The organism is [Actinomadura] parvosata subsp. kistnae, assembly GCF_900323885.1.
GTDB classification, from domain to species: Bacteria; Actinomycetota; Actinomycetes; order Streptosporangiales; family Streptosporangiaceae; genus Nonomuraea; species Nonomuraea composti.
Map to the genome: position 1 here is coordinate 124,895 of NZ_OOHJ01000008.1, position 20,113 is coordinate 145,007.

The 20,113-nt window shown below is 72.6% G+C and carries 17 protein-coding genes and 1 pseudogene; 15 read left to right on the top strand and 3 right to left on the bottom strand.

Annotated elements, in window-relative coordinates; translation table 11 throughout:
• Nucleotides 1-81: 81 nt before the first annotated feature.
• Nucleotides 82-525: a CBS domain-containing protein gene (locus tag KIS93_RS08820; RefSeq protein WP_080040573.1), complete on the bottom strand. Its 444-nt coding sequence runs from the start codon at nucleotides 523-525 to the stop codon at nucleotides 82-84.
• A gap of 107 nt (nucleotides 526-632) precedes the next feature.
• Between KIS93_RS08820 and KIS93_RS08825 the strand changes: the two genes are divergently transcribed.
• The 11 genes and pseudogenes from KIS93_RS08825 to KIS93_RS08870 all read left to right on the top strand — a co-directional run bounded on the left by KIS93_RS08825 (nucleotide 633) and on the right by KIS93_RS08870 (nucleotide 11,008).
• A complete protein-coding gene (locus tag KIS93_RS08825; protein ID WP_080040574.1) occupies nucleotides 633-1,262 on the top strand; it encodes a TetR/AcrR family transcriptional regulator in 630 nt (209 codons plus the stop codon).
• Between the two features lie 221 nt (nucleotides 1,263-1,483).
• Entirely contained in the window at nucleotides 1,484-2,941 is a 1,458-nt protein-coding gene (locus KIS93_RS08830; RefSeq protein WP_080040575.1) for an MFS transporter, read from the top strand.
• A 146-nt stretch (nucleotides 2,942-3,087) separates the two neighbouring features.
• Complete coding sequence (locus KIS93_RS08835) at nucleotides 3,088-3,453, top strand: STAS domain-containing protein (protein WP_080040576.1); 366 nt, start codon at nucleotides 3,088-3,090, stop codon at nucleotides 3,451-3,453.
• Nucleotides 3,454-3,572: 119 nt separating this feature from the next.
• Nucleotides 3,573-4,457, top strand: coding sequence for an AraC family transcriptional regulator (locus KIS93_RS08840; RefSeq protein WP_080040577.1), 885 nt, complete (start codon nucleotides 3,573-3,575; stop codon nucleotides 4,455-4,457).
• Between the two features lie 101 nt (nucleotides 4,458-4,558).
• The gene (locus KIS93_RS08845; protein ID WP_080040578.1) at nucleotides 4,559-4,993 is read left to right on the top strand and encodes an SRPBCC family protein; all 435 of its coding nucleotides are present in this window, start codon (nucleotides 4,559-4,561) and stop codon (nucleotides 4,991-4,993) included.
• A 45-nt stretch (nucleotides 4,994-5,038) separates the two neighbouring features.
• On the top strand, nucleotides 5,039-5,566 hold the full coding sequence (locus KIS93_RS08850; RefSeq protein WP_080040579.1) for a PadR family transcriptional regulator: 528 nt from the start codon (nucleotides 5,039-5,041) through the stop codon (nucleotides 5,564-5,566).
• Nucleotides 5,563-6,243, top strand: coding sequence for an ABC transporter ATP-binding protein (locus KIS93_RS08855; RefSeq protein ID WP_080040580.1), 681 nt, complete (start codon nucleotides 5,563-5,565; stop codon nucleotides 6,241-6,243). The genes KIS93_RS08850 and KIS93_RS08855 overlap by 4 nt, the downstream gene beginning before the upstream one ends.
• Entirely contained in the window at nucleotides 6,240-8,486 is a 2,247-nt protein-coding gene (locus KIS93_RS08860) for an FtsX-like permease family protein (RefSeq protein WP_080040581.1), read from the top strand. Before KIS93_RS08855 ends, KIS93_RS08860 begins: the two co-directional genes overlap by 4 nt.
• 22 nt (nucleotides 8,487-8,508) lie before the next feature.
• A pseudogene (locus KIS93_RS64850) lies at nucleotides 8,509-8,886 on the top strand (penicillin acylase family protein); the annotation flags it as partial.
• An 83-nt stretch (nucleotides 8,887-8,969) separates the two neighbouring features.
• Nucleotides 8,970-10,832: a penicillin acylase family protein gene (locus tag KIS93_RS08865; protein ID WP_246005235.1), complete on the top strand. Its 1,863-nt coding sequence runs from the start codon at nucleotides 8,970-8,972 to the stop codon at nucleotides 10,830-10,832.
• Nucleotides 10,833-10,855: 23 nt separating this feature from the next.
• Nucleotides 10,856-11,008: a hypothetical protein gene (locus KIS93_RS08870; protein WP_155128030.1), complete on the top strand. Its 153-nt coding sequence runs from the start codon at nucleotides 10,856-10,858 to the stop codon at nucleotides 11,006-11,008.
• A gap of 4 nt (nucleotides 11,009-11,012) precedes the next feature.
• On the opposite strand, the gene KIS93_RS08875 is transcribed toward KIS93_RS08870, so the two are convergent.
• Nucleotides 11,013-12,422 carry an APC family permease gene (locus KIS93_RS08875; protein ID WP_222107357.1) on the bottom strand — a complete coding sequence of 470 codons (1,410 nt, stop codon included), beginning with the start codon at nucleotides 12,420-12,422 and terminating at the stop codon, nucleotides 11,013-11,015.
• A gap of 164 nt (nucleotides 12,423-12,586) precedes the next feature.
• Here KIS93_RS08875 and KIS93_RS08880 point away from each other — a divergent pair, with 164 nt between their 5' ends.
• Both KIS93_RS08880 and KIS93_RS08885 read left to right on the top strand, forming a co-directional pair.
• Nucleotides 12,587-13,192, top strand: a complete 606-nt coding sequence (locus tag KIS93_RS08880; protein ID WP_080046952.1) for an acyl-CoA-like ligand-binding transcription factor — start codon at nucleotides 12,587-12,589, stop codon at nucleotides 13,190-13,192.
• Between the two features lie 212 nt (nucleotides 13,193-13,404).
• Nucleotides 13,405-14,898: an MDR family MFS transporter gene (locus KIS93_RS08885; RefSeq protein ID WP_230466356.1), complete on the top strand. Its 1,494-nt coding sequence runs from the start codon at nucleotides 13,405-13,407 to the stop codon at nucleotides 14,896-14,898.
• A 34-nt stretch (nucleotides 14,899-14,932) separates the two neighbouring features.
• Here the strand turns inward: KIS93_RS08885 and KIS93_RS08890 are convergent, their stop codons facing one another.
• Nucleotides 14,933-15,322, bottom strand: a complete 390-nt coding sequence (locus KIS93_RS08890; RefSeq protein ID WP_080040584.1) for a RidA family protein — start codon at nucleotides 15,320-15,322, stop codon at nucleotides 14,933-14,935.
• A gap of 67 nt (nucleotides 15,323-15,389) precedes the next feature.
• Here KIS93_RS08890 and KIS93_RS08895 point away from each other — a divergent pair, with 67 nt between their 5' ends.
• Entirely contained in the window at nucleotides 15,390-15,992 is a 603-nt protein-coding gene (locus KIS93_RS08895; protein WP_080040585.1) for a CGNR zinc finger domain-containing protein, read from the top strand.
• Between the two features lie 155 nt (nucleotides 15,993-16,147).
• The gene (locus tag KIS93_RS08900) at nucleotides 16,148-20,101 is read left to right on the top strand and encodes a HAMP domain-containing protein (RefSeq protein ID WP_080040586.1); all 3,954 of its coding nucleotides are present in this window, start codon (nucleotides 16,148-16,150) and stop codon (nucleotides 20,099-20,101) included.
• Nucleotides 20,102-20,113 lie beyond the last annotated feature (12 nt).

A 20,113-nucleotide genomic window follows, 5' to 3' on the forward strand; every position in this document is an offset into this window, starting at 1 on the left:
GCGCGGCACTCAGAGCCCTCCACGCGGGCGCGCGCAGAATCCTCCACGTGGGCGTACTCAGAATCCTCCACGTGGGCGTGCTCAGAGCTGGAGGGCGTGGTCGAGCAGCGACTGCAACGTGACAGCGCCGACCAGCCGCTCGTCGTCCACCACCGCCACGAGCGGGCTGCGCGTGCGGGCCATCAGCGCCGCGAGCTCCAGCACCGTCGCCTTGGAGTCGGTCACGGGCAGCTCGCGCGGCTGCTCCGGCAGGCATTCCCGCACGCTCTTGCCGCCGAGCCGGTGCAGGAACCGGTCCGCGTGCGCCTCGTCCACCACCCGCGCGAGCGCGGGGTCGTCCTGGCAGTACGCCGGGACCGCGAGCCGCAGCACCTGCGTGCCGGGCAGGATGCTGAGCGGCCGCCCGCTCTCGTCGACCAGGATGAGCCCGGGCAGGTCGCGGTCGGCCAGCAGCCGGGCCGCTTCCAGCGCCGGGGTGTCCAGGGTGACCGTCGGGAAGTCGACGGCCAGATCGCGTGCGCGCATCGATCGCCTCCGGTCTCCAGCGTAGCCGCCGGGGGTGCGCGGCGCGGGCGTCCCGGATGGCCGTGCCCTTGTCCGGAGGGGCGGGGGCGGCGTCGTAGGGTGGTGTCATGGTCAAGGCCGCGGCACGACAGCCCGTACCCGCCCGTCGCGCGGACGCCGAGCGTAACATCGCCGCGATCCTCGAGGCCGGGACGCGGCTGCTCAGCGCGGACCCCACCGCCAGCGTGGCCGACATCGCCAAGGCGGCCGGGGTGGGGCGGGTCACGCTGTACGGGCATTTCCCGTCGCGTGAGGCGCTGGTGGACGCGGTGCTCGATCACGCGGTGAGCATCGCGGACGGCGTGCTGGAGGACGAGTCGATCGACACGGCGCCGGCGCCCGAGGCGATGGCCGGGCTGCTGCGCTCGGCGTGGGAGATCCTCGACCGGCACCGGCGGTTGTTCCTCGCGGCCGATCGGGTGCTGGCCACCGAGCGCATCAGGGAGCACCACGAGGCGCCGCTGCGGCGGGTCGAGCGGCTCATCGCGCGCGGGCAGCGGGACGGTGACTTCCGCGACGACCTGCCGTTGCCGTGGCTGGTGACGGCGTTCTTCTCGATCATTCACAGTGCCGCGCAGGAGCGGGAGGCGGGCCGGCTCGCCCCTGAGGAGGTGGCGGACGTGCTGATCAAGACGATGTTGTCGCTGCTGCTTCCGCCTGCCGCCCGGCCGGCCAGGGGGCCCGCGAAGGGCGAGTAAGGGCGGGCAAGGCCGGTCGTCCAAGGGCAGGCGAGGCCGGTCGTCCGCCCGCGAGCCGCTGTCTCAGCGTGCGGCTTCGCTGGTTCGGGCGCGTGTGGAACGCGCGATGCCGCTAGTTCAGCATGCCATCCGACGGGACTCACATCTCCCAACAAAACGGTACCGGGGTACCGTTCCGGCATGCTAACTTGAACATCAGTGTTCGAGTTAAGGAGTGGCGGATGGCTCATCATGACGACACGGCGGCGCATGGCGGTGGTGGCTGGGCCGTGCTGGTGCTGTTGTGCCTGGCGCAGTTCATGCTGATCGTCGACATCACGGTGGTGCAGGTCGCACTGCCGACCATAGGCGCCGACCTGGGGCTCGACCGGGAGTCGCTGACCTGGGTGGTCACCACGTACACGCTCTGCTTCGGCGGGCTCATGGTGCTCGGCGGGCGGCTCGCGGACGCGTTCGGCGCGCGCCGGACGCTGCTGGCCGGGCTGGGGCTGTTCACGGCGGCGTCGCTGGTGTGCGGGCTGGCCGGGAGCGGGGCGGCGCTCGTCGCCGGGCGGGCGTTCCAAGGGGTCGGGGCGGCGCTGCTCTCGCCCGCCGCGCTGGCCGTGATCACCGGCACCTTCCACGGCGAGCGGCGGGCACGCGCGCTCGGCGTGTGGGCCGCGATCGGCGGGACGGGGGCGGCGCTGGGCGTGCTCGTCGGCGGGCTGCTGACCGCCGGGCCCGGGTGGGCGTGGGTGTTCTTCGTCAACGTGCCGATCGGGCTTATGGTGCTGGCCGCCGTGCCCGCCGTCGTCCCGGCTGGAGAGCCGAAGGCAGGAGCGGCGGGGGCGGGCGCGGGCGGGCGGCGACAGCCGGTGGACGTGCCCGGCGCGCTGATCGTCACGCTGGCGACGGCGCTGCTGATCTACGGGCTGGTCACGGCGGGCGACGCCGGATGGGCGGCGGCAGGCACGGTGCTGCCGCTGGCCGGAGCGGTGCTCCTGTACGTCGCGTTCGTGCTCGTCGAGCGGTCCGTACGGTCGCCGCTCATGCGCGCCTCGACCCTCGCGCGGCGGCCGGTGATCTCGGGCACGTTCGTGATGCTGGTGGCCACCGGGCTGATGCTGGGGTTGTTCTTCCTCAGCACCCTCTACCTGCAGCACGTGCTCGGGTTCAGCGCCCTGGAGACCGGGTTGATCTTCCTGCCGGCGGCCGTCGCGATCACGGTCGGGGCCCAGGTCGGCGGCCATCTCATCGGCCGGGTGGGTGGCCGGCCGGTGGCGGTGGCGGCGTTCGTGGTGACGGCGGCGGGGGCGGCGCTGATGGCCCGCAGCTCTCCGGAGACGAGCGTCTACACGACGTTGCTGCCCGGGTTCGTGCTGGCCTCGCTGGGCATCGGGCCGGCGTTCGTGACGGCGACCACCACGACCATGGCGAACATCCCGCCCGGCGAGAACGGCGTCGCCTCCGGCGTCATCAACACCTTCCACGAGCTCGGCGGCTCGATCGGGGTGGCCGTCGTGTCCACGGTGGCCGCCGCGAGCCTCGTGCCGGGGGCCGGGGCCGGCGGGTTCGCGGCCGGGTTCGTGTGGTGCGCCGTGGCGGCGGGGGTGGCCGGGGTCGTGGCGCTCGGGCTGGTGCCCGGAGGAAAGCCCGCGGCGGCGTTCGTCGGCCATGGTCACGGCCACGGCCACGGCTAGCAGGACGGACGCCAGAACACCGCTCCCGCCCGCCAAGCGCCAGATCTTGCCATCGCACCAGGAAAAACCGGGATATCGCCAACGACCGCAGCGGATTATCCTTCATTGATGGTCAAGTTCCGCCGGCGAAAGCGGTGACTCCGCAGATGCCGTCATTGACGCTGGCGCACCAGCACCTGTCCGGGGTCACCGTGGTCGCCGTGACCGGCGAGATGGACGCCACCAACCGGGCCGACCTCGAGGCCTACCTCAAGGAGGCCAGGGCCGCCCCCGCCGAACGGCTGGTGTTCGACCTGTCCGGGGTGCCGTTCATGGACAGCTCGGGCCTGCACGTCCTGCTGAAGTGCGCCACCGACTGCCTCAAGGCGGGCGGGGTGGTGCATCTGGCGGGGGTGCAGCCGTTGCCGGCGCGGTTGTTCGAGATCACGGGCGTGGTGGCGCATCTGCCGGTGCACGAGCGGGTCGAGGACGCGATCGCCGCCGCGCTCGACTCGTCGGAACGCTCCAGTTGAGCGACGCGGCGGCCGCTCCGAGCGCGGCCTGCCGCTCACCACGTCCGAGGAGCGGGCGGGCCGGCACTCGGCAGCGATCAGGGCAGGGGCGTCGAGGGCATCCGGCCTAGGCTGGGACGGTGTTCGAGACGCGCGATTTCGACCTGGCACCGTACGCGGAGACCGACACCGGCGGCTACGTCCGGCACACCTTCTGCAGCTGGCACGACGCGGGCTGGCGGTCGCTGCTGGTGCAGTCCTTCACGCATGCCCCCGAGGCGGAGGAGCTGCCGCTGCCGGGCACGTCGGACCTGCACCTGGTGCTCTGCACGGGCGGTGACGCGATCATGCGGACGCACGCGGGCGGCCGGCCGGCGCGGCGCCGCTACATTCCCGGCCGCATGGAGCTGATGGTCCCGGGCCGCTCGACGGTCCGCAGCTATCGGGCGTCCGCGCCGCTCAGCACCGTGCAGGTGCACATCCCGCGCGCCACCGTCGACCGGACGGCGGCCGAGCTGGGCGGGCCGGAGCCGGACTTCGAGGCGCTGTCGGCCGCGCTGGGGGCGGGCGACCCGGTGGTGGAGCAGGTCGTGCGGTCGCTGCCCGCCGCCGGTCAGGCCGGCGAGCTGTACGCGGAGTCCGCCGCCGCGTTCCTCACCACGCACCTGCTGTCGCGGGGCCGCGACGACAGTATGCCGGGCGGCGGGCGCGCGGCGGTCCGCCGGGCCGTCGCCGTGATGCGGGAGCGGCTGGCGGAGCCGCTGACGCTCGCCGACCTGGCCGCACAGGCGCACCTCAGCGTCTACCACTTCGTCCGCGTCTTCCGCGAGGACACCGGCGAGACGCCGTTCCGGTATCTGACGCGGCTGCGGATCGAGCACGCGCGCTCGCTGCTGTCGGGCACCACGCTCACCGTCGCGCAGATCGCCGAGCGGTGCGGCTTCGGCAGCCCGGGCGCGCTGTCGGCGGCGTTCCTGAGCCACGTCGGCGTCCGCCCGTCGGCCTACCGCAAGGCACGGTCGTAGGCCAGGTCGTCCTGAGCCGGGCCGGCCACCCGCAACGCCCGGTCGATGGTGCCGCAATCTCCCGCATTCTCCGGGCGTGCGGCGCCGCCTAGTTTCGGACGGTGCCTTACACCTACACCGTGACCTCACGTTCCTCCGCGGACCCCGCGGCGGTCTTCGAGGCGCTCACCCGCGCCGCCACCTGGCCCTCCTGGTCGCCGATCGACGCGGCCGCGATCGAGGGCGGCGCCGACCCGCGCGACCGGCAGCGGGCCGGCGACACCCGGATCTTCCGCACCGGGCGCAACGTCTCGCGGGAGCGCATCGTCGAGCTGGTCGCCGACCGCCGGTTCGTCTACGACAACCTGGGCGGCCCGTTCCGCTCCTACCGGGGGACGGTGGAGCTGACGCCGGCGCCGGGCGGCGGCACGGAGATCGCCTGGAGGGGTGTCTTCGAGGCGAAGCCGCGGTTCACGGGCCGTTTCTGGCAGTGGTACCTGACCCGGTTCATGCAGCGGATGGCGGACGGCCTGGCGGCGTACGCGGGCAAGGACTGAACGCTTATACACCGCGTATATACCTCTGGTGTATAGTCGCCGGGCATGAGCGTCCCCCTTGCGCTGCTCGGCCTGCTGGAGCGGGAGCCGAGCCACGGTTACGACCTGAAGCGCGACTACGACACCTTCTTCGGCCGCGGCAAGCCGCTCCCGTTCGGCCAGGTCTACTCCACACTCGGCCGCCTGGCCAGGGACGGCAAGGTGACGGCCGGGCAGAGCGAGCCCGGCGACGGGCCCGACCGCAAGCGTTACGCCATCACCCCGCTCGGCACGCGGGAGGTGGAGGCGTGGCTGGCCGAGCCGGTGGCGGCGGAGCCGTACCTGCAGACGGTGCTGTTCACGAAGGTCGTGCTGGCGCTGATGCTGGGCCGCGACGCGGCAGGCTACCTCGACCTGCAGCGGGCCACGCACCTGCGGCGCATGCGGGAGTTCACCCAGATCAAGCAGAACGGCTCGCTGACCGACGCGCTGCTCGCCGACCACGGCATGTTCCACCTTGAGGCGGATCTGCGCTGGATCGACGTGACGCAGGCGCGGCTGGGCGCGCTGGCGGCCATGGTGCGCAACTCATGATCATCGAAGCGCGCGAGCTCAGCCGCTCCTACGGCAACACCCCCGCGCTGCGCGAGGCGAACCTGGCGGTGCGCGCAGGGGAGATCCTGGCCGTGATGGGGCCCAGCGGCTCGGGCAAGTCGACGCTGCTGCACTGCCTGGCCGGGATCTTCACGCCCGACAGCGGCGAGGTGTGGTTCCGCGGCCGGCGGCTCGACACGATGAGCGACGCCAGGCGCACGGAGCTGCGGCGCACCTCCTTCGGGTTCGTCTTCCAGTTCGGGCAGCTCGTGCCGGAGCTGACCGTGGCCGACAACGTGGCCCTGCCGATGCTGCTGGGCCGCACCCGGCGCAGGGACGCCTACCGGCGGGCGGGCGAGTGGCTGGAGCGGCTGGGCCTGGCGGAGCTGGGCGGCCGGCGCACCGGCGAGCTCTCGGGCGGGCAGGCGCAGCGGGTGGCGATCGCCCGGGCGCTGGTGACCGGGCCGCGGGTGCTGTTCGCCGACGAGCCGACCGGCGCGCTCGACTCGCTCACCGGCGAGCACGTCATGGAGCTGCTGGTCGGGCTGGCCCGCGAGGAGGGCACGACGGTGATCGTGGTGACGCACGACGCCCGGGTGGCCGCGTACGCCGACCGGGAGGTCATCGTCCGCGACGGCCGCGTCACCGACCCGTTCGCCGGGCAGGTCGCCCGATGATCGGCCTGGGGCTGCGGCTGTCGCTGCGCGGCGGCGGGGAGGCGGCGGCCAGGCTGGCGCTGATCGTGGCCGGGGTGGCGGCCGGCGTCATGGTGCTGCTGACCACGTTGTCCCTGTTCAACGCCTTCCAGACGACCACCGGCCGGCCCTGCTGGGAGTGCACCACGGGCGCCGCGCCGAGCGGCTGGGCCCTCGACGCCACCGCCACCGGCGCGTTGTGGAGCTACCGTGAGGACTATTACGCCGGCCGGACGATCAAGCGGCTGGACGCCGCCGCGCTCGGCGGTCAGGCCCCGGCGATCCCCGGGCTGGCCCACATGCCGGGCCCCGGGCAGTTCGCCGTCTCCCCCGCGCTGGGCACGCTGCTCGCCACGGTGCCGCGCGAGCGGCTGGCCGACCGCTTCCCCGGCACCCGCGCGGGAACGATCGGCCGGGCCGCGCTGTTCGGGCCGGACGACCTGGTCGTCGTGGTGGGGCGGACCCCGCAGGAGGTCGCCGCCATGCCAGGGGCGCGGCAGGTGGACTCGAAGGAGGCGGTGGAGACCGCGCCCTTCGCGGCGCTGCGCAACGACGACAGCGACCTCTACCGCGTCGGCTTCGCCGTGGCCGCGATCGGCCTGTTCGTCCCGCTGCTCGTGCTGGTGAACGCGGCCACCCGGCTGGCCGCCGCCCGCCGCGAGGCGCGCTTCGCCGCGTTCCGGCTGGCCGGCGCGACCGCACGCCAGGTGAACGTGCTGGCCGCCGTCGAGGCCGCGCTCGGCGCGCTGCTGGGCGCGCTGCTCGGTATCGCGCTGTTCCAGCTCGTACGCCCGGCCGTGGCCCTGATCCGCGTCACCGGTTCCCGCTTCTTCCCCGACCTGGTCGCCCCGGCCCCCTGGCAGTACGCGGCCGTGCTGGCCGGCGTCCCCGTCCTGGCGGGCTGCACGGCGCTCTGGTCGCTGCGCCGCGTCCGGATCTCGCCGCTCGGCGCCGCCAGGAAGGCCGCCGTCCCGCGCCGGCCGCGGGCCTGGCGGGCGATCCCGCTGCTGGCCGGGCTGGCGCTGTTCGCCGGGCCGGTCTTCCAGGGAGGCACGCGCGAGCCGGACCCGCTGCTCGCCGCGGCGGCGCTGGCGCTCGTCATGGCCGGGCTGGTCCTGGCGGGCCCGTGGCTGACGATGCTGGCCGCCCGGCTCGCCGCCCGCGTGACCAGGGGCGCGGCGACCCTGCTGGCCGCGCAGCGGCTGGCCGCCGACCCCGCGACGGCCTTCCGCTCGGTGAGCGGGCTCGTGCTGGCGGTGTTCATGGGCACGGCGATCGCCGGGATCGTCCCGGCCGTGATCTCCGGGCAGCAGGCGGTGGCCGGCGGCACGCTCTCGGGGGTGCTGCGCGTCCCGCTCGCCCCCTACCCGGGCGCGACCGGGCTGGCGCCGCAGGCCGGCGCCGAACTGCTCGCCCAGCTGCGCGCCCGGCCCGGTGTCGGCGTGCTGCCGATCTACGCCCTGCCGGACACCGGCCGGGCCGGGCCCGTGCCCGGTGGCGGGCCGCCGCCGCCCGCCACCGCCGCCGACTGCGCGGGCCTGGCCCGCTACCCGGCGCTCGGCCGCTGCCCGGCCGGCGCGCAGGCGGTGACCGGCTACTTCGAGCGGGTCGTCGAGGCCGACAACCCGCTGTCCATCGACCGGCTGCTCCCCGTCGCCGGGCCGGCGAGCCGGGCCGTCTCCACCGACGGCCTCGGCCTGGCGGCCGTCCTGGTCAGCATGGACGACCCGGGCACGCTGGAGGAGCTGCGCACGCTGCTCGCACGGTACGGCGCGGGCCCGCCCATGACGTTCGCCGAGGTCGCCCAGGCCAGGGCGACGGTGTTCACGCAGGCCGAGAACATCGCGCTGGCCATGGTCGCGCTGACCCTGCTCGCCGGCGGGTGCAGCCTCGTGGTGGCGGTCGGCGGCGGGCTGATGGAGCGCCGGCAGCCGTTCACCCTGCTGCGGCTGGCGGGCACGCCGGCCCGCACGCTGGCCGCGGTGGTGCTGCTGGAGTCGGCGCTCCCGCTCGTCCTGGCCGCCGCCGTCGCCGCTTGCGCCGGGTTCGGGGTGGCGGGGCCGTTCGTCGACCGGCTCGCGATGAAGGGCGCCTCCATGGCCGTGCCCGGGCCGGTCTACTTCGCGACCGTCGGGGGCGGGCTGGCCGCGTCCCTGCTGGTGATCCTCATGGCCGTGCCGCTGCTGCGGCATCTGACCGCGCCGGACAACGCGCGTTTCGAGTAGGAGCCCCATGAAACTGCTGTCCATGGTGACGGCGCTGTCGCTGGCGGCGACGTCCCTGGTGAACGCCCCGACCGCCGCCGCCCGTTACACCGCCGAGATCCGCCGCACCGAGTACGGCATCCCGCACGTGACCGCCAAGGACCACGGCGGCCTCGGGTTCGGCTACGGCTACGCCTTCGCCCAGGACAACCTGTGCGTCCTGGCCTCCTGGGTGATCACGTTACGCGGTGAGCGCTCGCGCACCTTCGGGCCGAAGGAGCAGTCGGACGACGCCGTCCGCCCGGTCGACAACCTCACCAGCGACGTCTACTACCGCGGCGTCGCCGCCTCCGGCGTGATCCGGCGCGTGCTGGCCCAGCCGCCCCCGCTGGGCCCGAGCGCCGAGCTGCGCGAGCTGGTGGCCGGTTACGTGGCCGGCTACAACCGCTACCTGGAGGAGACGGGCGTGGCGAACCTGCCCGACCCGGCCTGCCGGGGCAAGTCGTGGGTCGGCCCGATCACCGCCGACGACATCTGGGCCAACCTCCTCGACCTCAACCGCATGGCGGGCAGTTCCCCGCTCAAGGAGGCGATAGCCGGCGGCGAGGAGCCGGAGAAGACCGGGGCGCCGGAAAAGACCGGGGCCCGGAAAAGGCCGGAAAGCCGGAGGAAGCCGCGGCGCCCGCGCCGCCGGGCAGCAACGGCTGGGCGCTGGGCCGCCGGGCGACGCGGAGCGGCCACGGCATGCTCCTGGCCGACCCGCACTTCCCCTGGACCGGGATCCGCCGCTTCTACCAGGTGCAACTCACCATCCCCGGCGTGCTCGACGTCTCCGGCGGCAGCCTGTACGGCACCCCGGTCGTCCAGATCGGCCACAACGCGCGCGTCGCCTGGACCCACACCGTCTCCCACGCCCAGCGCTACACCCTCTACCGGCTGAAGCTCGCCGGCGACGGCGCCTACCTGGTGGACGGCCGGGCCGAGCCGATCGGCCGCCAGGTGGTCGAGGTGCCGCTCCAGGACGGCACCGTGGCGCGCCGCACCCTCTACACCTCCCGCTACGGCCCCGTCCTGGCCGCGGGCCGCGGCGACGGGTACGCGTACGCGCTGGCCGACGTCAACGCCGCGAACCTGCGCTCGGCCGACGAGTGGCTGGCCATGGGCAAGGCCCGCGACGTGGCCGGGCTGCGTGCCGCCCAGGACGCCCACCAGGGCATGGCGTTCGTCTACACGCTGGCCACCGACGTGAGCGGGAGCGCGACGTTCGCCGACGCCTCGGCCGTCCCGCACGTCACCGACGCCCAGGCGGAGCGCTGCACGGTGCCGTCGCCTGATCCGTCGCTGGAGGCGTACGTGCTGGACGGCTCCACCTCCGCCTGCCTGTGGGGCAGGGACCGCGACGCCGTCGTGCCGGGCATCTTCGGGCCGGCCGCCCAGCCGAGGCTGACGCGGGCGGACTACGTGGCCAACTCCAACAACAGCCCCTGGATGACGAACCCGGCGGCGCCGCTCACCTCGTACGCCAAGGTGTGGGGCCCGAGCAGGACGGACGTGGAGCCGCGTCCCCGCGTCAGCCTGGACATGATCGCCCGCCGGCTGTCCGGCGCGGACGGGCTCGGCGCGCCGGGCTTCACGCTGGAGACGTTGCAGGCCACCGCGCAGGGCAAGCGGAACCTCACGTTCGAGATGATGCGCGCGGACGTGGCGGCGATCTGCCGCGCCCACCCGTCGGCGACCGCGTCCGACGGGCGGCGGGTGGACCTGCGGCAGGCGTGCCGGACGCTGGCGGCCTGGGACGGGCGGGCCACGCTGGACGGTGCGGGGGCGATCCTGTGGCGCGAGTTCTACACCGGCCTGGAGCGCCCCCACAAGCCGGGCGAGCCCTTCCAGCAGTGGTGGAAGGTGCCGTTCGACCCGGAGCACCCGCTGACCACGCCGCGCGGGCTCAAGCGCGACGACCCGTACGTGCTGCGCTCGCTGGCGGACGTCGTGCAGCGGTTCGTGTCGGACGGCATCCCGCTGACCCTCACCCCAGGCCAGGCCCAGCGGTACGCGTCGGTGGCGATCCCCGGCTGCACCGAGGCGGAGGGCTGTTTCGACCGGATCCGGTCGCGCGGCCGGCTCGGCGCGGACGGGCGTTACCCGGACGTGGACACCGGCTCCAGCTTCATGATGGCCGTGGAGCTCACCCCGTCCGGCCCGCGCACCCGCACGATCCTGACCTACTCCCTGTCCGCGAACGCGTCCTCGCCGCACCACGCCGACCAGACGGCGCTGTTCTCGCGCGGGCAGTGGGTGACGGAGCGGTTCACGGAGGCGGAGATCAGGGCGGACCCGCGCCTGCGCGTCACCACCGTGCGTGGCTGAGCCGGGACTGTTAGCGTTTGAGCATGTCAGAGGGGGCGGAGCGCGACGCGCCGCCCCCTCGCGGGCGCGGCGCGTGGCGGCGCGTGCTCGTGGTCGTCGGCGTGATCGCGTTGTACGCGGCCCTGCTGGCGACCGGCGTGCTGTCGTTCCTCCTGGTGGACGCGACCGTCAGGTGAGCCGTCAGCGGTCCGCCTGGCGGCGGTGGTGGGCGAACCAGGTGAGCGCCCACAGGACCAGCCCGATCGCCAGGAGCACGCCCGCGATCTCGTACTGGCCGGCCGGGCGCCCCGACGACCAGGGCAGCACGAGGTAGAGGCACGTGATGGTGCCGAGCACGGGCAGGACGCGGCCCGCGCTGAAGTGCTTGAAGTCGGCGCGGTCCCGGCGCAGGACGAGGACGGACAGGTTGACGGCGGCGAAGACGGCGAGCAGGAGCAGCGAGGTGGTGCCGCCCAGCAGCGCCACGACCGGGCTCTCGGGGTCGAGCGAGACGAAGGTGATCAGCCCCAGGGCGATGACCGTGGTGAACATGATCGACGCCTCCGGCGTGCGCCGCGTGGGGTGCACCTTCGACAGGAAGCCGGGCAGCACCCCCTGCTTGCTCATCCCGTACAGCAGCCGGCTGGCCATCAGCATGTTGATCAGCGCGGAGTTCGCGACGGCGAACATCGAGATGAACGGCAGCAGGTCGGCGATCGGGAAGCCGGGGGTGGCCGTCTGCACCACGGTGGCCAGCGGCGTCTCGCTCTCGGCGAGCCGGCCGACGGGCACCACGGCGACGGCGCAGATGGACACCAGGACGTAGATCAGCCCGGTGACGCCAAGCCCGGTGAGCATGATGCGGGGGAAGATCCGCGAGGGGTCCTTGGTCTCCTCGGCCATGTTCACGGAGTCCTCGAACCCCACCATGGCGAAGAAGGCCAGCGACGTCGCGGTGCTCACGGCCAGGAACACGCTCTTGTCGGCCGCGGTCTCGAAGGCGACGACGCGGGAGAAGTCGGCGTTGCCGCCGGCGATGAACCACAGGCTGAGCAGGATGACGAGCAGCAGGCCGGACAGCTCGATCGCGGTCAGCACGACGTTGATCTTGACGCTCTCGCCGACGCCGCGCAGGTTCACGGCCAGGACCAGCAGCATGAAGCCCAGGGCGATGGCCAGGATGACGCCGTTGCCGACGTCGAGGCCGAAGCCGGCGGCGAGGTTCGCGGCGAAGGCGCGCGAGGCCGCCGAGGCGGAGGTGATGCCGGAGCACATCACGGTGAAGCACACGAGGAAGGTGACGATGTGCAGGCGGAACGCCTTATGCACGTAGAGCGCGGCGCCCGCCGCCTGCGGGTACTTCGTGACCAACTCCAGGTAGGAGCAGGCGGTGATCGCGGCGACCACGAAGGCGATGGCGAACGGCAGCCAGGCCGCTCCCCCGACCTCGCCGGCGACCTGGCCCGTCAGGGCGTAGATGCCGGTGCCGAGGATGTCGCCGATGATGAAGAACAGCAGCAGGCCGGGGCCCATCACCCGCTTGAGGCTGGGATGCCCGCCGTCGTGCGCCTGGGCCGGGCCGGCGGGATTGATCTCGGAGGGGGCGTCCATGTGCTCGTTCCTGTCCCTCCTGCGGCCGGATTATGCACGCGCGGGCCGGAAAAGCCACTGGAAAGCCGCCGGAAGCGGCTCCCCTCCTGTGACATAGGGCACTTCAGATCCTGAAACATTGCAGACCCTGAAATTTTTCCTCTAACCTCAGCATTGTGACCATCGTGGACAGTGCAGAGGAGCTCGGCCGCAGGGATCGCAAGAAGCTCGAGACCCGCGCGGCGCTGGAGCACGCTGCCCTGACCCTGGTCGCCGAGCGCGGCCTCGCGGCGGTCACGGTGGAGGACATCGCGGAGGCGGTGGACGTCTCCTCCCGGACGTTCTTCAACTACTTCCCGTCCAAGGAGGACGCGCTCATCGGCTCGCACCAGGCGTCCGCGGCCGAGCTGTGCGCACGGCTGGACGCCGTCCCCGCGCGGGTGCCCGTCCTGGAGGCGCTGCGCCTGATGGCCCGCGCCGAGGCCGAGCACGTGCAGGAGCAGCGCGAGCGCTGGCTGCTCCGGCTGAAGGTGTTCGAGCAGAACCCGTCACTGCTCCCCCGGCTCGTCGCCAGCGGCAGCGAGACCGAGCGGGCCGTGACGGCCGCCGTCGCCCGCCGCGCCGGCGTCGAGCCGGGCACGAGCGGCTATCCCGAGCTGGCCACCGCGGCCGCCATGGCGGCCTTCCGGGTGGCGATGCTGCGCTGGAGCGCCGCCGGCGGGCGCCCGTCACTGCCGGGCCTGGTGGACGAGGCGTTCGGCCAGCTCGCCGCCGGCCTGCCCAACCCCTGACCGGCCCGGTCACCCACTCCCTTCTGACCCTTCCGCAGGGCGTGCACGTCTCCGTCCTGCCGGTGTTCGCAGGAGCCCCGCGCCGCGGGGACCCCTCCTGCCCGAGAGATCGAGGAAAGATGACAGCCACCAGCGCGCAGCCCGAGCCCGCGGCCGCTGCGCCCACGTCCAGAAGAAAAGTCCTTCAGGCACTGTCAGGGCTGATGGTGGGCATGTTCGTGTCCATCCTGGCCTCGACCGTCGTGGCCAACGCCCTGCCCCGCATCATCACCGACCTGCACGGCACGCAGACCGTCTACACCTGGATCGTCACCACGGAGCTGCTGGCCATGACGGCCACCGTGCCGCTCTGGGGCAAGATGGCCGACCTCTACAGCAAGAAGCTGCTGATCCAGCTCTCTCTGGGGCTGTTCGTGGCCGGCTCGCTGATCGCGGGCCTGACGCCGAACGTGGAGATCCTCATCGTCAGCCGCGCCGTCCAGGGCGTCGGCGCGGGCGGCATGACCGCGCTGTCGATGGTCGTGATGGCGGCCATGATCCCGCCGCGCGAGCTGGGCCGCTACTCCGGCATCTTCGGCGCCGTGTTCGGCATCGGCACCGTGGCCGGGCCGCTCATCGGCGGCGTGCTCGTCGACACCTCCTGGCTCGGCTGGCGCTGGTGCTTCCTGCTCGGCGTGCCGTTCACGATCGTGGCCATCGTCCTGCTGCAGCGCACCCTCGACCTGCCGGTGGTGCGCAAGGAGGTCAAGGTCGACTACCTGGGCGCCCTGCTGATCACGGTGGGCGTCTCCACGCTGCTGATCTGGTCGTCGCTGGCGGGCAACCAGTTCGCGTGGGGCTCCTGGTGGACGGCCGGCCTCGTCGGCGGCGGCCTGATCATCCTCGCGCTGGCCGTCTGGGTCGAGTCGCGGGCCGCCGAGCCGATCATCCCCCTCGGCATCTTCAGGAACCGCACCGTCGCCCTCGCCACGATCGCCAGCGCGCTGGTCGGTGTGGCCATGTTCGGCGGCACCGTCTTCCTGTCGCAGTACTTCCAGGTGGCGCTCGGCAAGTCGCCGACCGTGGCCGGCCTGATGAGCCTGCCGATGGTGTTCGGCCTGCTGGTCTCCTCGACCGTGGCCGGCCAGCTCATCACCAAGACGGGCCGCTGGAAGGGCTTCCTGGTGGCCGGCGGCGTCGTCATGCTCGGCGGCATGGGCCTGCTCGCCACCATCGACGGCGGGACCGGCACCGTGCTGCTCGGCGTCTACATGGCGGTGCTCGGCATCGGCGTGGGCATGCTCATGCAGAACCTGGTGCTCGCCGCCCAGAACGACGTGCCCGCCCAGGACCTGGGCTCCACCACCTCCGTGCTGACGTTCTTCCGCAGCATGGGCGGCACGATCGGCGTCAGCGCCCTCGGCGCGGTGCTGGCCAACCGGGTCACGACGCTCCTGACGGAGAAGCTCGGCCCGATGGCCGGCGCCGGCGGCTCCGGCGCCGACACGCACGCCGTGCCCGACATCTCGAAGCTGCCCGCTCCCGTCGTCCGCATCATCCAGGACGTGTACGCGACCGCCACGGCGGAGCTGTTCCTCATCGGCGTGCCGCTCACCGTGCTGGCCCTGGTGGCGGTGCTGTTCATCAAGGAGAAGCCGCTGGCCACGCTGTCGGGCGAGGAGCGGCTGGCCCGCGAGCGCGCCGCCGCCTCCTCCTCCGGTCACTGACCGCGCCGTCACACACCCGTCACACACCGGGCCGTCACACGACGGCGACGGCGTCGACCTCGACGAGGCATCCGGGATTGAGGCCGGCCACGACGTGCACCGTGATGGCGGGCGGCGGGTCGGCCCGGTTCCACACCTCCTGGAAGGCGGCCACGCCTTCGTCGAAGGTGTGGCCGTCCACGACGGCGATGCGCCAGTGCACGATGTCGGCCAGGCTCGCCCCCTCGCTCTCCAGGATGGTCGCGAGGTTGCGGAACACCTGCCTGGCCTGCTCCCCGACGGTGGGGGCGACGACCTTGCCGTCGGGGCCGACGCCGTTCTGCCCGCCGATGTAGATGGTCTTCGCGGGCTGCTCGACCACGACGGCCTGGCTGAAGGCCGGGCTGCGGTGAAGCCCCTCGGGGTTGATGTGCCGTACGGGCATGTGCTGTCTCCTCGGTTGGTGAAACCGGTAAAAGCGGTTTCGCTGCGACACCAGTTATACTGGTTTCATGCGAGCGAGGACAACCGGGCGGCTCCTGCACGACCCCAAGGGCGGCTCTTTCTGGTTCGACGCCGGCGCCCTGTGCCTGGACTTCGCGCACACCGGCGGCGAGGGCCCCTACGCGGTGTTCGAGACCCTGCACGAGCCCGCCGACCTCGCCGCGTGGCTGGCCCAGCCGCCGCCGGCCGCCGTCGTGACGGCGCCCGTGACCGAGGATGAGCTGGCCGCGGCCAAGGCGCTGCGGCAGGCGATCTGGGTGGCCGCGCACGCCCGGGCGGCCGATCGCCCCGTCCCGGCCGCCGCGATCGCGGCGATCAACCGGGCCGCCGCCGAGGCGCCGCTCGTCCCCGGGCTCGGCGCCGACGGCACCAGCATCGCGTGGCAGCCGCCCGTACGAGCCGCGCAGGCGCTGTCCACCATGGCCAGGGAGATGATCGAGCTGCTGTCCGGGCCGTTCGCCGGGCGCATCCGCGAGTGCGCGAGCGACGACTGCCCGCTGGTGTTCGTCGACACCTCCCGCCCCGGCGCCCGCCGCTGGTGCTCCATGGAACGTTGCGGCAACCGCCACAAGCTCCGCGCCCTGCGCGCCCGGCGAACCACGGACCAGTGACGGGCGGCGGTGGCCGGGCCCGTGCCGGATTCGCTCACCTCACATATACGTCCTGTGATAGATAGATGACAACCTGGGGTTAGCGCGCACCGCGGACAGTTCCGGCTAATGTCTCCGCTACCTGAGGAAGCCCGGGCGACTACGGAGGACCGGTCATGGGCGACTCCACCGTCGGCACGTCCCATTCGTCCGCGCGTGGAAAGCGCGCCCGAGGCCCGGGAGACGCGGGTGAGGAGCCGGAGCTGCGCCGGCTGCTGGCGGGGCTGACCGCCGTCAGGGACGGCGACTTCCGCACCAGGCTCCCCGACGACGCCGACGGGCTGCTCGGCGAGATCGCCTCCGTCTTCAACGGCATGGTGGACCAGCTGTCCCTGTTCACCTCCGAGGTGACGCGGGTGGCCCGCGAGGTCGGCACCGAGGGGCGGCTGGGCGGCCAGGCCGAGGTGCCCGGCGTCTCCGGCACCTGGAAGGACCTCACCGAGTCCGTCAACGCGATGGCGGGCAACCTCACCGACCAGGTACGCAGCATCGCCCAGGTCACCACGGCCGTGGCGCGCGGCGACCTGTCGCAGAAGATCACCGTGCACGCGCGCGGCGAGATCCTTGAGCTGAAGAACACCGTCAACACGATGGTGGACCAGCTCTCCTCCTTCGCCGCCGAGGTCACCAGGGTGGCCCGCGAGGTCGGCACCGACGGCCGGCTCGGCGGCCAGGCCGACGTCAAGGGCGTGGCCGGCACCTGGCGGGCGCTGACCGACTCGGTGAACTTCATGGCCGGCAACCTCACCGACCAGGTCCGCAACATCTCCCAGGTCGCCACCGCCGTGGCGAGGGGCGACCTGTCGCAGCGCATCACGGTCTCGGCCCGCGGCGAGATCCTGGAGCTGAAGAACACCCTGAACACGATGGTGGACCAGCTCTCCTCCTTCGCCGACGAGGTGACGAGGGTCGCCGGCGAGGTCGGCACCGAGGGCAATCTGGGCGGTCAGGCGACGGTCAGGGGCGTCTCCGGCACCTGGAAGGACCTGACGGAGAACGTCAACGTCATGGCCTCCAACCTGACCAACCAGGTCCGCAGCATCGCCCAGGTGGCCACCGCCGTCGCGCGCGGCGACCTGTCACAGAAGATCACGGTCGAGGCCAAGGGCGAGGTCGCGGCGCTGGCGCAGACGATCAACACGATGGTCGACACGCTCAGCGCGTTCGCCGACGAGGTCACGCGCGTGGCCCGCGAGGTCGGCACGGAGGGCCAGCTCGGCGGGCAGGCCCGCGTCCCGAACGTGGCCGGAACCTGGAAGAACCTCACCGACAACGTCAACTCCATGGCCGACAACCTGACCAACCAGGTCCGCAGCATCGCCCAGGTCACCACGGCCGTGGCGCGCGGCGACCTGACCCGCAAGATCGACGTGGACGCCCGGGGCGAGATCCTGGAGCTGAAGACCACGATCAACACGATGGTGGACCAGCTCTCCTCCTTCGCCGCCGAGGTGACCAGGGTGGCCCGGGAGGTCGGCAGCGAGGGCAGGCTCGGCGGCCAGGCCGAGGTCGAGGGCGTGTCGGGCACGTGGAAGCGGCTGACGGAGAACGTCAACGAGCTGGCCGGCAACCTCACCCGCCAGGTCCGGGCGATCGCCGAGGTGACCAGCGCGGTCACCTCCGGCGACCTGACCAGGTCGATCACCGTGGACGCCGAGGGCGAGCTGGCCGACCTGAAGGACAACATCAACTCGATGGTCAAGTCGCTGCGCGAGACGACCAACGCCAACGAGCAGCAGGACTGGCTGAAGTCGAACCTGGCCCGCATGTCGGGCCTCATGCAGGGGCACCGCGACCTCGCCACCGTGGCCGAGCTGGTCATGAACGAGCTGGCGCCGCTGGTCTCGGCCCAGTACGGCGCGTTCTTCCTGGCCGAGGAGAGCGAGCTGAAGCTCATCAGCGCCTACGGCTACCCCGCCGACCCGGAGCGGCCCACCCGGTTCAGGATCGGCGAGGCCCTGGTGGGGCAGGCGGCGCGCAGCCGCAGGACCATCGCGATGACCGACCTGCCGGCCGGCTACATCACGATCTCCTCCGGGCTCGGCAGGACCGACCCCACGTCCGTGATCGTGCTGCCCATCGTCGTCGAGGAGCAGGTGCTGGGCGTGATCGAGCTGGCCTCGGTGCAGCCGTTCACACCGGTGCACCGCGCCTTCCTCGACCAGCTCATGGAGACGATCGGGGTCAACCTGAACACGATCGTGGCCAACGCGCGTACCGACGAGCTGCTGAAGGAGTCGCAGCGGCTGGCCGTGGAGCTGCAGGCCCGCTCGGAGGAGCTGCAGCAGCAGCAGGAGGAGCTGCAACGCTCCAACGCGGAGCTGGAGGAGAAGGCGACGCTGCTGGCCCGCCAGAACCAGGACATCGAGACCAAGAACCTGGAGATCGAGCAGGCCCGCCAGGAGCTGGAGGCGCGCGCGCACCAGCTCTCGCTGGCCTCCACCTACAAGAGCGAGTTCCTCGCCAACATGAGCCACGAGCTGCGCACGCCGCTCAACTCGCTGCTCATCCTGGCCCAGCTCCTCGCCCAGAACCACACCCGCAACCTGACGCCCAAGCAGGTCGAGTACGCCGGGATCATCCACTCGGCCGGCTCCGACCTGCTGCAGCTCATCAACGACATCCTCGACCTGTCGAAGGTCGAGGCCGGCAAGATGGACATCAACCCTGAATGGGTGCAGCTGCGCAAGCTGCTCGACTACGTCGAGGCCACCTTCCGCCCGATGACCGGGCAGAAGGGGCTCGCCTTCCGCGTCACCACCGCGCCGGGCGTGCCCGCCGAGCTGCTCACCGACGACTCGCGGCTGCGCCAGGTGCTGCGCAACCTGCTCTCGAACGCGGTCAAGTTCACCGAGACCGGCAGCGTGGAGCTGCGCATCGAGCCGGCCTCGCCGTCCGAGCTGCCCGTCTCCGTGCGCCCGAACGGCCCCGCCATCGCGCTGCGCGTCGTCGACACCGGCGTCGGCATCCCCGAGCAGCAGCTCGAAGTGATCTTCGGAGCGTTCCAGCAGGCCGACGGCACCACCAGCCGCAAGTACGGCGGCACCGGGCTCGGCCTGTCCATCTGCCGCGAGATCGCCTACCTGCTGGGCGGCGCCATCACCGTGCAGAGCACGCCGGGGCAGGGCAGCGTGTTCACGCTGTTCCTGCCGGTGGCGCGGCCCGGGTTCGAGGTCGTGCCGGCGGAGGGCGGGGAGCCCGCGCAGCCGGCGGAGCGGGCGCCGGTGTCGGCGCGGCGGCTGCTCGTCATCGAGGAGCGGCCCCACGGGCTGCTGTCGCTGGTCTCCGAGAGCGTCGTCGGCGACCTGGCCGGCGCCCGCGACCAGGACGGGACGATGGAGGTCGTCACGGCGGCCGGCGCCGAGGAGGCGGCCGTCATGCTCACCGGCGAGCCGTGCCACTGCATCGTGCTCGACCTCAGCCTGCCCGACCTGTCCGCCTACCACCTGCTGGACATCATGGACCGCGAGCCGCGCCTGCACGGGGTGCCGGTGCTCGCGTACAACAGCTGGCGCTCGCACTCCCAGCAGGAGGTGAGCCTGGCACACCAGCCGCTGGAGCTGCTGTCCAGCCTCGACGAGCTGCGCGAGCGCATCGCGCTGCACCTGACCGCCGACCAGCCGGGCGACGTGCTGCCCCTGGTGAGGACCGGCACCGTGAACGCGGCGGCGGCCCGCGAGATCGACAACACGCTCGCCGGGCGCACCGTCCTGGTCGTGGACGACGACGCCCGCAACCTGTACGCGCTGACGAGCATGCTGGAGATCCACGGCATCAACGTGCTGCACGCCGAGAACGGCCGCAAGGGCATCGACACGCTGACCGCCCACGAGGAGACCGACCTGATCCTGATGGACGTGATGATGCCCGAGATGGACGGCTACACGGCCACGGAGACGATCAGGGCCATGCCCCAGTACGCCGACCTGCCGATCATCGCGGTCACCGCCAAGGCGATGCCGGGCGACCAGGAGAAGAGCCTGGCGGCGGGGGCCAGCGACTACGTGACCAAGCCGGTGGACGCCGACCATCTCATCGAACGCATCCAGCACTGGATGGACCCGTCCTGACGACCTTCCGAG